12 protein-coding genes are annotated in these 14744 nt (G+C 73.8%); 7 read left to right on the top strand and 5 right to left on the bottom strand.

The genetic code is table 11. The features are described 5' to 3' along the window. The first annotated feature begins 75 nt into the window (after positions 1-75). Positions 76-1242, top strand: coding sequence for a sensor histidine kinase (locus tag Val02_RS19080; RefSeq protein WP_203900471.1), 1167 nt, complete (start codon positions 76-78; stop codon positions 1240-1242). After that, entirely contained in the window at positions 1233-1886 is a 654-nt protein-coding gene (locus tag Val02_RS19075; RefSeq protein WP_203900470.1) for a response regulator, read from the top strand. The genes Val02_RS19080 and Val02_RS19075 overlap by 10 nt, the downstream gene beginning before the upstream one ends. Here Val02_RS19075 and Val02_RS19070 read toward each other — a convergent pair. The 3 genes from Val02_RS19070 to Val02_RS19060 form a co-directional block, all read right to left on the bottom strand. Then, positions 1867-3282, bottom strand: coding sequence for an alpha/beta hydrolase (locus Val02_RS19070; protein WP_203900469.1), 1416 nt, complete (start codon positions 3280-3282; stop codon positions 1867-1869). The two genes, Val02_RS19075 and Val02_RS19070, sit on opposite strands and share 20 nt — an antisense overlap. Positions 3283-3351: 69 nt before the next feature. Further along, positions 3352-4020, bottom strand: a complete 669-nt coding sequence (locus tag Val02_RS19065) for a response regulator (RefSeq protein ID WP_239153177.1) — start codon at positions 4018-4020, stop codon at positions 3352-3354. Continuing rightward, positions 4017-5174, bottom strand: a complete 1158-nt coding sequence (locus Val02_RS19060) for a GAF domain-containing sensor histidine kinase (protein WP_203900468.1) — start codon at positions 5172-5174, stop codon at positions 4017-4019. Before Val02_RS19060 ends, Val02_RS19065 begins: the two co-directional genes overlap by 4 nt. 207 nt (positions 5175-5381) lie before the next feature. On the opposite strand from Val02_RS19060, the gene Val02_RS19055 reads away from it, so the two are divergent. The 4 genes from Val02_RS19055 to Val02_RS19040 all read left to right on the top strand — a co-directional run bounded on the left by Val02_RS19055 (position 5382) and on the right by Val02_RS19040 (position 9309). Further along, positions 5382-6056, top strand: coding sequence for an SDR family NAD(P)-dependent oxidoreductase (locus Val02_RS19055; protein ID WP_203900467.1), 675 nt, complete (start codon positions 5382-5384; stop codon positions 6054-6056). Positions 6057-6259: 203 nt separating this feature from the next. Then, positions 6260-6559, top strand: a complete 300-nt coding sequence (locus Val02_RS19050; RefSeq protein WP_203900466.1) for a VOC family protein — start codon at positions 6260-6262, stop codon at positions 6557-6559. Beyond that, a complete protein-coding gene (locus Val02_RS19045; protein WP_203900465.1) occupies positions 6556-7551 on the top strand; it encodes an S-adenosylmethionine:tRNA ribosyltransferase-isomerase in 996 nt (331 codons plus the stop codon). Before Val02_RS19050 ends, Val02_RS19045 begins: the two co-directional genes overlap by 4 nt. A 63-nt stretch (positions 7552-7614) precedes the next feature. Then, positions 7615-9309 carry a twin-arginine translocation signal domain-containing protein gene (locus Val02_RS19040; RefSeq protein WP_203900464.1) on the top strand — a complete coding sequence of 565 codons (1695 nt, stop codon included), beginning with the start codon at positions 7615-7617 and terminating at the stop codon, positions 9307-9309. Positions 9310-9358: 49 nt separating this feature from the next. On the opposite strand, the gene Val02_RS19035 is transcribed toward Val02_RS19040, so the two are convergent. Next, positions 9359-10531, bottom strand: coding sequence for a serine hydrolase family protein (locus tag Val02_RS19035; protein ID WP_203900463.1), 1173 nt, complete (start codon positions 10529-10531; stop codon positions 9359-9361). A gap of 70 nt (positions 10532-10601) precedes the next feature. Then, on the bottom strand, positions 10602-13682 hold the full coding sequence (locus Val02_RS19030; RefSeq protein ID WP_203900462.1) for an ATP-binding protein: 3081 nt from the start codon (positions 13680-13682) through the stop codon (positions 10602-10604). Between the two features lie 223 nt (positions 13683-13905). Here Val02_RS19030 and Val02_RS19025 point away from each other — a divergent pair, with 223 nt between their 5' ends. Continuing rightward, positions 13906-14661, top strand: coding sequence for an FKBP-type peptidyl-prolyl cis-trans isomerase (locus Val02_RS19025; RefSeq protein ID WP_239153176.1), 756 nt, complete (start codon positions 13906-13908; stop codon positions 14659-14661). Positions 14662-14744 lie beyond the last annotated feature (83 nt).

Raw genomic sequence — 14744 nt, 5'->3', positions numbered from 1 at the left:
AGTAGCGATCAACGGGGGGGCGGGGTAGAGCGCGGTCTACCGACGCGGCTCCCGTGCGCCAGTAGCGTCCCGGGCGTGGAGTCACTCTGGCGGGCGTTGACGCGGCCGCATCGGTTCTTCCTGTCGGCGTGGCCGTGGCGGGCGTTGGAGTACCTCGCCGGCTCCGTCCTCCTGGGAGTCGTGTGCCTGCCGGTCGTGCTGTTCCCGCCGGCGTTGCTGTTGCTCGCGCGGCCGGTGGGCGCGGCGGAACGGTGGCGGCTGCGCCGCTTCGAGCGGGTGCCGGCCCGGGGGCGCCAGGTGTGGTGGCGGGAGTTCGGCTACCTGCTGGTGCTCACGCTGGTGCTGCTGCTGGTCGACGGGACGGCGTTCTTCGCGCTGTTCCTCTGCGCGCTGTTCCTCTTCCTGCCGGCGTACGCGCTCGTCGACCCGTCGCTGGTGCGCCTGACGTGGGACGAGTCGCACGTCATCGACACGGTGCCGGAGGCGCTCGCGCTCTCGGTGGGCGTGGTGCTGCCGTTCACCCTGCTGGCGCTCTACGGGACGTCGGTGCTGGCGGGGGCGCAGGCGGCGTTCGCCCGATGGCTCGTCGTCCCCGAGGACGTGGAACTCGCCCGCGAACTGGCGGAGGTCTCGACGTCGCGGTCCCGTCTGGTCCGGGCCTTCGAGGCGGAACGCCGACGGATCGAACGCGACCTGCACGACGGCGCCCAGCAGCATCTCGTACTGCTGACGATGACGCTCGGCATGGCCCAGGCGGAGCTGCGCGGCACCGACGGCCGCGCGGTCGACCTGGTCGGCGAGGCGCGACAGCAGGCGCGGCAGGCGTTGGCGGCCATCCGGGAGCTGATCCACGGCATCCACCCGCAGGTGCTCACCGATCTGGGACTGCGCGCCGCCCTGGAGGAACTGGCGGAGCGCTGCCCCGTCCCGTTGGAGATCGAGCTGGAGTTGACCGGACGACTACCGGCGGCCGTCGAGTCCACGGCGTACTTCGTGGCCGCCGAGGCGGTGACGAACGCCGTGCGCCACGCCGACCCGCGCCGCATCACGGTCGCCGGCGGTGTCCACAGTGGACGGCTGGCGCTGACGGTCACCGACGACGGCCGGGGCGGCGCGGATCCGGCCGGCGGCTCGGGACTTCGCGGCCTGGTGGACCGAACGGCCGTGGTCTCCGGCACGCTGGTGGTCGACAGTCCCGCGGGCGGGCCGACGACGGTCCGGATGGAGGTGCCGTGTCCCTGAACATCGTGCTCGCCGAGGACGCCGCGCTGATGCGGGCCGGCCTCGTGCGGCTGCTGGAGGGGTTGGGGCACACGGTCGTCGCGGCCGTCGCGGACGCCGAGGCCTTGCTGGCGGCCGCCCGGGAGCACCGGCCCGATCTGGTGGTGACGGATGTGCGCATGCCGCCCGGGTTCACCGACGAGGGGCTGCGGGCCGCGGTGGCGCTGCGGGCCGGCGACGCGCACGTGGCGGTGCTCGTGCTGTCGCAGTACACGGCGACCGCGTACGCCGCCGAGCTGCTCGTGCCGTCGGGGCGCGCCGGCGTCGGCTATCTGCTCAAGGACCGGGTGGGCGACGTGGAGGAGTTCGCCGACGTGGTGGAACGGGTCGCCGCCGGCGAGACGGTCATCGACCCGGACGTGGTGCGGCAGCTGCTGGGCCGGCAACGGGCGGTGGATCCGTTGGAGCGCCTCACCCCGCGCGAACGCGAGGTGCTGGGCCTGATGGCGCAGGGCGCGTCCAACGGGGCGATCGGCCGGCGGCTGGCCATCGGCGACGCGGCGGTGGCCAAGCACATCGGGAACATCTTCATGAAGCTCGACCTGCAACCCGCCGATGACGGTCACCGGCGGGTGCTGGCCGTGCTCACCTACCTGCGCAGGTGACGTTCGCGGCCGGAAGCGCGCCGCCGAGGAGATACGCGAGGACGGTGTCGTCGACGCAGGCGTTGTCCACGATGCCGAAAACCGTGTGGTTGTAGGCGCCCTCGAGCGTCACCAGGCGGGAACCCTTGAGCGCGCGGTGCGTCGCGAGCTGCCCCGGGTACGGCGTGCGCGGGTCGCCGGTGGAGCCGACCATCAGCACCGGTGCGGCGTTCCCGAGCCGGGTCAGCCGTTCGACCGGCCGCACCGGCCAGAACGCGCAGGCGTCGAGGTTGCGGGTCAGCGGCCCGAAGTGCGGTTCGTCGGCGCGGTGCGCCTCGATGTCGCGCCAGTAGGTCTCGGGATCCCGCGACACGGCCCGGTCGGCGCAGAACGTCGGCATGCCGTCGGTGCCCTGCGCGGGGCCGAGCAGCGGCGCCAGGCTCTCCGGCACCTCGTGCGAGCCCTGGGTGAACGCGCGCACGTCGTTCGCCAGCGTGGCGTAGGTGTCCTCGGCCTCGAAGCGCAGCGGCAGGAAGAAGACCAGCGGCAGGAGGTGCGCGTCGATCGGCGGGGCGGCGAATAGTCCATCCACTGTGGACATGACCGCCTCGGTGGTGGCGCCCAGCCGGTAGGTGTCGTCGCGTGCGGCGGCCCAGGCGGCCCAGTGCCGCAGGGCCTCCTCGGTCGGCGCGCCCATCGCCCGGAAGTCCGCCCCGTCCGGTCCGGTGGCGCTGTCCAGCACGAACCGGTCCACCCGCCGCGGGAACAGCTGCGTGTACACCGCCCCCAGGTAGCCGCCGTAGGACCAGCCCACGTAGGACAGCTTCGGTTCGCCCAGTGCGGCGCGCACGGCGTCCATGTCCCGGGCCGTCTCGCGGGTCGACGCGTGGCGCAGGAGTTCGGGGTCGACGCCGGCGCACTCGGTGGCCCGGTCGCGCACGCCGGCCACCCCCTCCTCGAACGCCCGCCGGTCCGCCCCGGCGGAGCGCATCGCGAAGCCGTCGCGCCACGCGCAGGGCAGCGGGCTGCTGCGCCCCACGAAGCGCGGGTCCATCCCGATGAGGTCGTACTTCGCCGCGATCGGCGGTGCGGAGCGGGCGACTTCGAGCGCGAGGCCCAGGGCCGCGTCGCCGGGGCCGCCGGGGTTGACCATCAGGGCACCCCGCCGCTGCGCCCGATCCGTCGCGGGGATGCGGGCCAGCGCGACGGTGATCGTGCGCCCGCGCGGGCGGCGGAAGTCGAGCGGCACGGCCAGGTCGCCGCAGCGCGCGCCGGCCGCGTCGAGCGCGGTGCCGATCTCGTCGTCGGCTCCCGTGGCACACGCGTGCCACGCGATCCCGCTGCTTGCCCGGGCGGGCACCGCCGCGCCACCGGCCAGGAGGAGAGCGGCCGTCAGGACCGCCGTGGTTTTCTTCATGCACCGGACGCTAGGGACGCGAGCGACGCCGATCGATAGCGCTGACTGACGACCGGGCGGTAGAGCGCGCTATACCAACCCGGCCCGCACGGCGTACAGCGCCGCCTGCGTGCGGTCGGCGACGCCGAGCTTCGCGAAGATGGCCGAAACGTGCGTCTTCACGGTCTTCTCCGACATGTTCAGCGCGCGGGCGATCTCGCGGTTGGAGCCGCCGCGGGCCAGCTCGGCGAGGACGTCGCGCTCCCGCGGCGTCAGGCGCCCGCCCGCCTGGGTCCCCTCGCCCTCGGCCAGCTGCTTCGCCACGTCCGGGTGCATCAGGACGTGTCCACTGTGGACGGCGCGGATGGCGGCCGCCAGCGCGGGCGGGTCGACGTCCTTGTAGACGTATCCGGCGGCGCCGGCGCGCAGGGCCGGCAGCACCGCCGTCGGGTCGGTGAAGCTGGTGACCACGAGCACCCTCGGCCGGGTGTCGCGCTCCCGCAGCCCGCGCAGCGCGGCGAGGCCGTCGGCCCCGGGCATGCGCAGGTCCAGGAGGATCACGTCCGGTGCCGTCTCGGCGGCGGTCGCGACGGCCGCGTCGCCGTCGCCCGCCTCGCCGACGACGGTGATGTCCTCCTGCAGGTCGAGAAACGTGCGCAGCCCCTGGCGCACCACGGGATGGTCGTCGACCACCAGCACCCGGATCACGCCCGCCGCGGTGCCTTCCGTCGGTGCCGCGCCGTCGCGACGCTCGCTCATGTCGCCGGCTCGCTTCGCTCCCCGGCGACATGAGACGCGGGCACCGCTAGGCGGATCGTGGTGCCGCCGCCCGGTCGCGACTTCACCTCCAGCCGCGCGCCGACCGCGCGGGCCCGTTCGCGCATGGAGGCGAGGCCGAGTCGCCGCCCCGCGCCCGCTCTCGCCCGCGGGTCGAAACCGGTGCCGTCGTCGGTCACGGTCAGGGTCACGGCACCGCCGTCGCAGCTGAGGTCCACTGTGACGGAACGCGGTGAGCCGTGCCGGAGCGCGTTGTGCAGCGCCTCCTGCGCCACCCGGTAGACGACCTCCTCGCGTTCCGGGCTCAGCCTGGTGCAGGGTCCTCCGGTCAGCGCCACCGTCGCGCCGTGCACCCGGTCCAGGAGCGCCACCTGCTTGGCCAGCGCGGTGTCGAGCCCGTCGCCGGTGAGGTCGGCCGGGCGCAGGTTGTCCACGACGGCGCGCAGCTCGTCGGTGAGTTCGCGGGCGAGCGTGCGAACGGTGGCGAGTTCGGCGTCGGCGCGTTCGGGGTCGCGGGGGAGCAGCGCCGCCGCGGCATCGGCCGTCAACCGCAGGCTGAACAGCTTCTGCGTCACCGCGTCGTGCAGTTCGCGGGCGAGCCGGTTGCGTTCGTCCACGATGGACAGTTCGCGGCTCTTCTCGTACAGCCGGGCGTTGACGAGTGCGATCGCGGCGTGGCCGGCGAGCAGGCGGAGCAGTTCCTCGTCGTCGGCGGTGAACCCGCCCGGCGCCCGCTTGTTGGCCAGGAAGAGCTCGCCCAGGATCTGGTCGCCGGCCGTGATCGGCATGCCGATGAAGTCGGTCAGTTCGGGGTGTTCCTCCGGCCAGCCGGCGAACTCCTCGTGCAGCCGGATGTCCTGCACCCGCACGGCCGAGGGGTCGCAGAGCATGATGCCCAGCAGCCCGTGCTGGCGCGGAACCGGCCCGATCGCCCGCCACTGCTCGTCGGTCAGCCCGGTCGCCAGGAACTCCGCGAAGGAGCCCTTCTTGTCCGGCACCCCGAGCGCCCCGTAGGTCGCGTCGAGCAGCCGCGTCGCCGCTTCGAGGATCGTCTGCAGCACGTCCGTGACCGACCGGTGCGCGGCGACGTCGAGCACCGCGCTGCTGAGCGCCCGCAGCTCGTCCCGCTGGTCCACGCCGACGACGCTACTCCACTGACGCGCGCCGATCTTGCAGTTGTGGCGCCCGGTACGTCCGACCTCGACCCGATAAGTCGCCGCCACAACTGCAAGATCGGCGGGGTCCTAGGACCAATGGCGTAGCCGGCGGGCCGCCAACGGCCGAGGGCGTCCCGGCGCGGCGGCCATAGCGTCGGACGGGACGGAGCGAAGGGAGGCGCCGCTATGAGCGTGGCGATCGTGACCGGGGGGACCCGTGGGCTGGGACGGGCATTGGTGGACGGAGTCGTGGGTGCCGGCTGGAGCGTGGTGTTCGACGGGCGGAACGAGGAGCGCGTGCGGCAGGTCGCCGCCGCACACCGGGACGCCGCGGGCGGTGTCGTCGGGCTGGCCGGCGACGTGACGGACTCGTGGCACCGCGCCGCCCTGCTCGCCGAGGCCGACCGCCTGGGCGGCCCCGACCTGCTGGTCAACAACGCCGGCATCCTCGGCCCGAGCCCGCAACCCGCCCTGGCCGACTACCCGCTGGACGTGCTCCGCGAGGTCTACGAGGTGAACGTCCTCGCGCCGCTGGCGCTGACCCAGGCGGCCCTGCCGGCGCTGCGCGAGCGCAAGGGCGCACTGGTGAACGTCACCTCCGACGCCGCCGTCGAGCCGTACGAGGGCTGGGGCGGCTACGGTTCGGCGAAGGCGGCCGTGGAACAGGCGAGCCGCATCCTCGCCGCCGAGGAACCGCACCTGCGCGTGTGGTGGGTGGACCCGGGTGACCTGCGCACCGACATGCACCAGGAGGCGTTCCCCGGGGAGGACATCAGCGACCGCGCCGAACCGCACACCGTGGTGCCCGCCTTCCTGCGCCTGCTCACGGAACGCCCCGCCTCCGGCCGGGTGAGGCTGTGAGCGAGCGCAGAGCACGACGCCTGGACCGGAGCGCAGCGGAGGGAAGCCGTCGTGGGGCGGAGCCGTGCGCTGAGCGGGAAGCAGGGAGCGAGCGCAGAGCACGACGCCTGGACCGGAGCGCAGCGGAGGGAAGCCGTCGTGGGGCGGAGCCGTGCGCCGAGCGGGAGACAGGGCGCATACGCAGTCTGTGGCTGCCGTTCGAGGTGGCCGATCTGGCGGCGGCGCGCGACTTCTACACCGTCCACTTCGGACTGTCCCAGGTGGACGAGTTCGACGGCGGCGTGGTGCTGCGGGTCCCCGGCCCGGCCCACATCGAGCTGGCGGCGGCGAAACGGGACGGGGGTCCGCCGCCGCTCGCCTTCGAGCTGCGGGACGCCACCGAGGTCGACGGCTACGCGGCCCGCCTGAAGCACACGGCCCGGCGCTACCCCCGCGGTCACTACGGCTTCGAGGCACCCGGCCCCGCCGGTGCCACCGTCATGGTCTGGAGTGAGAGGGAATGATGCTCGACACCCTGCCGCCCACCTCGGAGGCGCACGAGCCGCCCGAGGCCCGCGGCGTCCCGCGCGACGGCGTCCGGCTGCTCAAGGCCGAGGCGGGCGAACTCGGCCATCACCGGTTCACCGACCTGCCGGACCTGCTGCGCCCCGGCGACGTCCTCGTGGTGAACACGTCCGCGACGGTGGCCGCCGCCGTGCCGGTGACCGGGAAGCGGCTGGCCGTGCACTTCTCCACCGAGCTGGAGGACGGGCGCTGGCTGGTCGAACTCCGGCGCGATGCGGGCAAGGCCACGCTGCCGTACCCCGACGGCGCGCCCGGCCAGGTGTACCCGCTGCCCGGCGGCGCCACGGTCACGCTCGACGAGCCGTTCAGCGACCGTCGACTGTGGACGTCCACTGTGGACAGCGACGTGACGGCGCTGCTGAACAGGTACGGCCGGCCGATCCGCTACGGCTACGTGCCGCGGCAGTGGCCGCTGGAGTACTACCAGACCGTGTTCGCCACGCATCCCGGCAGCGCCGAGATGCCGAGCGCGGCCCGGCCGTTCACCGACCGCGTGGTGACCCGGCTGGTGGCGGCGGGCGTGCAGTTCGCGCCGGTGCTGCTGCACACCGGTGTGGCCAGCCCGGAGGCGCACGAGCGCCCCTACCCCGAACGCTTCGCCGTCAGCGACGCGACCGCCCACGTGGTGAACCGCGCCGCCGGCCGGATCATCGCGGTCGGCACGACGGCGGTGCGCGCGCTGGAGAGCGCCACCGGCCGGGACGGCGTGGTGCGTGCCGCCCACGGCTGGACCGACCTCGTTGTGACCCCCGAACGCGGCGTGCGGAGGATCGACGGGCTGCTGACCGGGTTCCACGAGCCGCGCGCGTCGCATCTGGACATGCTGGCCGCGATCGCCGGCACCGACCTGCTGGACCGCTGCTACGCGGAGGCCGTGCGGGAGGGCTATCTCTGGCACGAGTTCGGCGACGTGAACCTGTTGCTGAAGTAGTGTTCGCCTCCGGGATCGAAGGGTGTCACCTCGCGTTCGCACCGTGGCTCCAGGTTGCAACGCATGGGCCACAGCCATGATCACGCGCATCCCCATAGCCATGAGGACCTGCCGCCCGCGCTCGACCCGCACGTCCCGGACGCGGAACTCTCGCCGGAGGAGCTGAGCCGGCGCGGGTTCCTGCGCAACGCCGGCCTGCTGGGTGCCGGCGCCGCCGCGGGCGGGATGCTCGCCGCGCCGTCCCCGGCCTCGGCCGACCCGGGCGTCGACACCGACCGGCACGGCCGGACGCGGCCCGGTTCGCACGGACTCAAGTGGCTCGCCGGCGACCACCACATCCACACGCTGTACAGCGGCGACGGGCTCTACCGGGTGGTCGACCAGGTGGGTCACGGCGCCGCGTACGGGCTGGACTGGATGGTCATCACCGACCACGGCAGCGCGCAGCACGTGCGCATCGGCGTCGAGAAGGTCAACCCGGACATCCGCACCGCGCGCGAGCAGTACAAGGACACGCTGGTCTTCCAGGGCCTGGAGTGGAACATCCCGGCCGCCGAGCACGGCACCGTCTTCGTCGCGCCGGGCCGCAACGAGGTCGCCACGCTCAAGGAGTTCGAGCAGGCCTTCGACGGCAGCGTGAACGGCACCAGCGGCAACACCCCGGCCAACGAGGCGCTGGCCATCGCCGGCGTGAAGTGGCTCGGCGAGGCCGTCCGCAAGCGGAAGATCGACGACGCGCTGTTCCTGCCGAACCACCCGGCGCGCAACGGCATCGACTCGCCGCACGAGATCCGCGCCTGGCGCGACGCCGACCCGAGCATCGCGGTCGGCTTCGAGGGCGCGCCCGGCCATCAGGCGGCCGGCATCCCGACCCCGCTCGGCGGCGGCGGCGCGCGCGGCTTCTACGGCAACAGCCCGAACGCGAACTCGTTCCCCGGCTACCCGATCGAGAGCTACCGCACCTGGGGCGGCTTCGACTGGATGACCGCGGTCGTCGGCGGCCTCTGGGACAGCCTCCTCGCGGAGGGCAAGGGCTGGTGGATCACCGCCAACTCGGACTCGCACGTCAACTACGGCGAGCAGGCCACCCGCGGGCCGGGCAGCGACTTCAACGCCAACGGCTTCCACAACGACCCGGTCTACGGCCAGCCCACCACGCTGACCGCCGGCGACTTCTTCCCGGGCTACTACAGCCGCACGCACGTCGGCGCCCGCGACACCTCCTACCGGGCGGTCATGGAGGGCATCCGGGCCGGTCGGGTGTGGGTCGACCACGGCGGCCTGATCAGCGCGCTCGACATCGAGCTGCGCCCGGTCGGGCGGGGACCGGGCGTCACCCTGGGCGACACGCTCCGGGTCCGTAAGGGCACTTCGGTCGAACTGGTCATCACGATCGATCTCGCCAACACGCCCAACTGGGCCAACTTCGTGCCCACGCTGGCCAAGGTCGACGTCATCGCCGGCACCGTGACGGGTGCCGTGAGCGACCGCGACACGTTCGTCGCACCGGACACGAAGGTCGTCAAGACGTTCGAGGTGAACCGGAACACCGGGCGGGTGTCGTTCACCTATCCGGTGGGGCGCGTCGAGAAGGCCGCCTACTTCCGGGTGCGCGGCAGTGACGGCAAGCGCCTGGCCCCGGGTCCGCGCGGCGCCGCGGTCGACCCGGCCGGCCCGCCGATCGACGTGGTCGGTCAGGCCGATCCGTGGAACGACCTGTGGTTCTACGCGAACCCGGTCTGGGTCCTGCCGCTCTGAGCCGGACGGAGGGCGGGCGCCCCGATGAGCGCTCGCCCTCCTTCACCCGTCAGGCGCAGAGCGGGACCACGTCGGCCGGCAGTTGGTTGTCGGGCCACTCGAAGAAGATGTTCGACATGTAGCCGCCGAGCTCCGGCAGGTAGGTCCACCAGTCGTTGCGGATGCTGCCGCGCACGACCTCCTCGCCCTGGACCTGACAGGAGACGCGCACCTCCTGGTAGGCCGGCACCGTGCCGACCACCGGCGCGGAGAGCGACGTCGCGGCGTACACGCCCACGCCGCTGTTCCACGTGCCGAAGAAGAGCCCCGGCTCCGGCTTCGGCAGCGGCGGCGCCTTGACCGCCCCGGGAACGGGCAGCGAACGCACGACGTTCGTCAGCGCGTAGCCGGCCTGCGCGTAGCTGGTGCCCGGCCGGTGCGTGCTCAGCACCACGACGATGCTCCGGTGCGCGGCGCCCACGGTGCCGGTGGTGTGCAGGGCCGGGCTCGCGTAGTCGACCTTCTCCGCGTCGGTGGTGCTCTCGGCGGCGGTGGTGGTGCCCTCGGTGGCGATGCGGGCCGCCGCCGCGCACGGGTGGCGGGGCAGGTTCCCGAAGTTGATCCAGCCCTGCTTCACAGCCGTCGGGCCGCGGAACGCCGACCTGATCCCGAACGACTGGTCGAACCCGTCGGTGCCGCACTTCGTGGCGTTCGACAGGTTGCCCAGCACGAGGTCGCGCACGGGTGCCGGCGCCGACTCCAGCACGTAGCGGTACACGCGCACCAGGTCCTCGGCGGTGACCCCGGTCGAGCCCCAGCCGGAGCGCTCCGGTGGCGGCGGGGTGGTGTTCGTCAGGCCCAGCCGGGTGGCCATCCGGGTGACGATGGCACGCCCGCCGTTGCGCGCCCAGAACTCCGACGCGGCGGTGTCGTCGCTGCTGCGCAGCATGATGTCCAGCCGGGCCCGGTCCTCCTCGGTCGGCGGCACGGCCGGATCCCACGTGTGGTCCAGGGCGATCAGCAGCTTCACCAGCGACGCCGAGCGGTACACCTTGGTCGCCTGCGAACGGTGCGTGAAGCGGCCGGTCGTCCGGTCGAACACCGCGATGCCGGCGTCCATCCCGGCCGGCACCATCACCCGGCCGGCGGCGGCGGGGCCGGCCGGGACGAGCGCGGCGCTCGACAGCGCGACCGCGGCGGCGGCCACGGTCAGCCACCGGCGCCTGGTCGATCCAACACTCATGCGGGCAACTCCAGACGGTAGAAAAGGGCGTCATATTCAACAACGCCCATGCCCACCCTCCGGGTTTCAGCTACGGGAGCGCGGATTTCGGATCGGCGGCGCCGTGCGCGAACTCCCGCGCGAAGTCCTCTGTGGACAGTGCGGCGCGCACCGCGGCGGCGACCCGCGGGCCGTCGAAGTAGGAGAGGTCCGGCCCGCCGCGCGCCGCGTGCGAGGCGCCCAGCAGCCGGGCGGCCCGGGCCGGTTCGCCCCGGCGCAGCATCAGGTCGGCCACCCCGACGAGAACCTGGCCGATCACCGGCCCGTCGCCGGAGGCGATCGCCACCCGCAGCGCGTCGGTGTGCAGCGCGGAGGCCTCGTCCAGATCGCCCTTCGCGAGCGCCACGTAGGCGGAACCGCAGTCCACCAGGGCGACCATCTGCGGCGGCGCCAGTACCCGGGTGAGCCGCCCGCGGGCGCGTTCGAGGCGTTCCCGGGCGGCGTCCAGGTCGCCCTCGGCGCGGTGCAGTTCGCCGGCGGAGTACTCCACCGACACCAGCGAGTCGACCGTGCCGGAACGGCGCGCCAGCTCCTCGGCCTCGGCGAGCGTGCGCCAGGCGAGATCGCGTTCGCCGAGCATCCACTGGCCCTGCGCCAGCAGCGACTGCAGCTGCGGCACGTCGGCGACGACGCCCATGGCGCGCATCAGTTCCAGCGCCTCGCCGAAGCGCACGACGGCCTGGCGCCAGTTGCCGTCCCGGGCGTCGTTGGTGCCGATGGCGGTCAGCGCGCCGGCCATGCCCCAGCGTTCCCCGATCGCCGTGAAGCCGGAGAGCGCCGCCTCGTAGTGGTCGTCGGACTGGCGGCCCTCGTTGATCTCCAGGTGGGCGTGCAACATGTGGCCGAGCGCCCGCACCCACGGATCCGGGTCGTGGAACAGCAGCGACGGCAGCGCGCTCGGATCGGCGCCCCGCGCGGACTCGAACAGCGACATCACCGGCCGCATCAGCCGCAGGAACGGGTGCGGCGCGTCGAACCCGGCGCCGTGTTCCAACGCCTTGCGGTACCAGCGCTTCGGATCGGAGTCCTGCGCGTCGCCGTTGCTGAGGACGTTCAGGGTGCAGGCGGCGTAGGCGAGTGCGCGGGTCGTGCGGGGCACGTCGGCCGGCCCCTCCAACGCCGGGCCGACGAGGCCGACGTCGAGCCGGTGCCCGCACAGCCACCAGTACCAGCCCAGTGCGGCCGTCATCCGCACCGTCAGCTCGGGGTGGCCGTGCTCGGCCGTCCAGCGCAGGGCGGCGGCGAGGTTGTCGCGCTCCCGGTTGAGCCGCTCCAACCAGGCGACCTGCGCGCCGGTGCGCAGGAACGGCTCGGCCTCCTCGGCCAGGGCGGTCAGCCGAACGGCGTGCGCCAGCCGCACCGCGTCGGACTCACCGGCCTCGTCGAGGCGTTCGGCCGCGTAGGCGCGGATCGTCTCCAGCATCCCGTAGCGCCCGTCCGAGACGACCACCAGCGACTTGTCCACGAGGGACTCCAGCAGGTCGAGCACCCCGCCGGGCGACAGCGGCGGCGCGCCGCACACCGCCTCCACTGTGGACAGTGCGCCGCTGCCGGTGAAGACGCAGAGGCGGCGCAGCATGACGCGTTCCGGCTCGGTCAGCAGGTCCCAGCTCCAGTCGACCGCGCCGCGCAGGGTCTGCTGGCGGGGCAGCGCCGTGCGGCTCCCCTTCGCCAGCAACGCGAACCGGTCGCCGATGCGCGCGGCCACCTGTTCGGCCGAGAGCGCGGACAGGCGTGCTGCCGCCAGTTCCAACGCCAGAGGAATGCCGTCGACGGCCCGGCAGATGCGCACGACCGCGCCCACCGACCGGGCGTCGACCACGAACCCCGGGCGAACGGCGGCCGCGCGGCCCGCGAACAGCAGCACCGACGGGTACTCCGACGCCACGCGCGCGTCCGCGTCGGGCGGCGGCAGCGGCAACGGCTCCACCGGACGGCGAACCTCGCCGGTGATCGCCAGCGGCTCGCGGCTCGTCGCCAGGACCCGCAGCCCGGGCGCGTCGCCGAGCAGCCGCTCCACCAGGGCCGCGACGGCGCCGACGAGGTGCTCGCAGTTGTCCAGGACCAGCAGCAGCTCCCGCTCGGCGAGCGCGAACGCCAGCCGCTCCACCGGATCGCCGCCGCGCACCGGCACGCTCGCCACCGGGGCGCCGACCCCGCTGCCCAGCGCCGCACCGACCGCGTCGGGAACGGCGGCCGGATCCGTGACGGCGGCCAGCTCCACCAGCCACACGCCGTCCGGCACCTTCAGGCGCACGAGGTGCGCGTACTCCGTCGCCAGGCGGGTCTTGCCGGCACCGCCCGGCCCGGTGAGCGTCACCAGCCGGTGCGCGTCGAGGGCGGCGACCAGTCCGGCGAGTTCCTCGTCCCGCCCGTGGAACGACGTGAGCGGCGTGCGCAGGTTGGAACCGGACACCACCTCGGCGGCCCGCAGCAGGGACAGGTGCAGCGCGGACAGCTCCGGCCCGGGCTCGACGCCCAGGTGTTCGGCGAGCGCGGTGCGGGTCTGGTCGTACGCCGCCAGCGCCTCGGCCCGGCGCCCGCTCGCGGCGAGGGCGCGCATCCGCAGCCCGGCGAGCCGTTCCCGCAACGGATGAACGGCCGTCAGCGCCGCCAGCTCGGTCGCGGCGTCGGCGGCCCGCCCGAGCCGGAGATCGGCCTCGATCCGGTCCTCCTCGCAGGTGAGCCGCAGCTCGTCCAGGCGCGCCCGCGCCACGGTGACGAACTCGGCGTCGCCCGCGTCGGCGAGGGCCGGGCCGCGCCACAGGGCGAGCGCCTCGCGCAGCAGCCGCGGGTCCTGCGCCTCCCGTCCGGCGGCCGCCAGCCGCGCGAACCGGTGCGCGTCCACCTCGTCGGGCGGGAGGTCCAGCCGGTAGCCGTTGGTCTCCGCGTGGACGGTGAGCCCGCCCGGCAGTCTTCGCAGGCGCGACACCAGGGCCTGAACGGCGTTCGCGGCGCCGGCGGGCGGGTCGCTCCAGAGGCCGTCGACGAGGCGGTCCAGCGCAACGGCGGTACCGGCGTCGAGGGCGAGCAGGAGCAGGAGGCGGCGCAGCCGGAGGCCGCCGACCGGTTGGGTGTCCACGGTCAGCGGGCCGAGCAGGGCGATCCGCATCGCGCCCGATCCTATGTGCGCGCCCGCACGCAGCGGGCCCGCACTCAAGTGGTGGGGCCGCGCGCATGTCATCCCCGCCTTTTGACCTGCGGATGTCCCCACCACTTGAGAAGGCCCGACGAGCCGGGCCGCCCGACACGCCGAGCGCCGGGAGCCGGGCGCATCCGTTCGGCGACGCTGTGCGAAGCTTCACCGGAGCCGCCGTGTGCAGGGGAGAAGGACGATGGTCGATGAGGAAGGCGCCGGTCGCGTGACCGAGGCCGAGGTCGACGAGCCGGAGGGCGAGGAGCCGGCGAAGCCGGCCGCCCGGAAGCCGAAGAAGGCCGCACCGAAGAAGTCGACCGGCCCCCGGCAGAACCCGCGCACCCCCAGGGCGCGTGCCGCCCGGCGCATCGCCTTGCGGGAGGCGGCCGCCAAGCGCGCCGCCGAGCAGAAGCGCCTCCGCCTCTACATGTCGGTGCTGGGCAGCGTCGTGGGCGTCATCGTGCTGGTGGCGGCGTTCGTGGTGGTGCGCTCCGCCATGAAGGACGAGCCGGCCGACCCCACGGTGGCCACGAGCAACGACGCGGGTCCGGCCGCCGGCCCCAAGCTCCCCGCCGACGCCAATCCGGCGCTGAAGGAGAAGCCCGTCGTCAAGGCCGGCGAGGGCAATCTGACCAAGCTCGACGTGCAGGTGCTGGTCCAGGGGACCGGCGACGTCATCAAGGCCGGTCAGACGATCACGGTCAACTACGTGGGCGTCACGTTCAAGGACGGCAAGGAGTTCGACTCCTCCTGGTCGCGCGGGCAGCCGGCGTCGTTCGAGATCGGCACCGGCCGGGTGATCAAGGGCTGGGACCAGGGCATCCCCGGCCAGAAGATCGGCTCGCGGCTGCAGCTGGACATCCCGGCCGACCTCGCGTACGGCGAGAGCGGTGGCGCGGTCTCCGGCCCGCTGCGCTTCGTGGTCGACATCCTGGGCGTGGGCGACGCGACCTGACCCGAAACCGTGGGCGACGCCACCTGAGCCCGGCCTTTTATCCAGGGGCGGTCGCGAGGCCGCCCGCCTAAGCTTGTCGGGCC

The organism is Virgisporangium aliadipatigenens (assembly GCF_016863615.1).
GTDB lineage: Bacteria > Actinomycetota > Actinomycetes > Mycobacteriales > Micromonosporaceae > Virgisporangium > Virgisporangium aliadipatigenens.
This window is presented reverse-complemented; position numbering and strand designations above follow the sequence as displayed.

Excerpts from the sequence above, each read along its gene's own strand:
- Val02_RS19070 (WP_203900469.1), bottom strand. The coding sequence starts at position 3,282 with ATGAAGAAAACCACGGCGGTCCTGACGGCCGCTCTCCTCCTGGCCGGT.
- Val02_RS19065 (WP_239153177.1), bottom strand. The coding sequence starts at position 4,020 with ATGAGCGAGCGTCGCGACGGCGCGGCACCGACGGAAGGCACCGCGGCG.
- Val02_RS19055 (WP_203900467.1), top strand. The coding sequence starts at position 5,382 with ATGAGCGTGGCGATCGTGACCGGGGGGACCCGTGGGCTGGGACGGGCA.
- Val02_RS19045 (WP_203900465.1), top strand. The coding sequence starts at position 6,556 with ATGATGCTCGACACCCTGCCGCCCACCTCGGAGGCGCACGAGCCGCCC.
- Val02_RS19040 (WP_203900464.1), top strand. The coding sequence starts at position 7,615 with ATGGGCCACAGCCATGATCACGCGCATCCCCATAGCCATGAGGACCTG.
- Val02_RS19035 (WP_203900463.1), bottom strand. The coding sequence starts at position 10,531 with ATGAGTGTTGGATCGACCAGGCGCCGGTGGCTGACCGTGGCCGCCGCC.
- Val02_RS19030 (WP_203900462.1), bottom strand. The coding sequence starts at position 13,682 with ATGCGGATCGCCCTGCTCGGCCCGCTGACCGTGGACACCCAACCGGTC.
- Val02_RS19025 (WP_239153176.1), top strand. The coding sequence starts at position 13,906 with ATGGTCGATGAGGAAGGCGCCGGTCGCGTGACCGAGGCCGAGGTCGAC.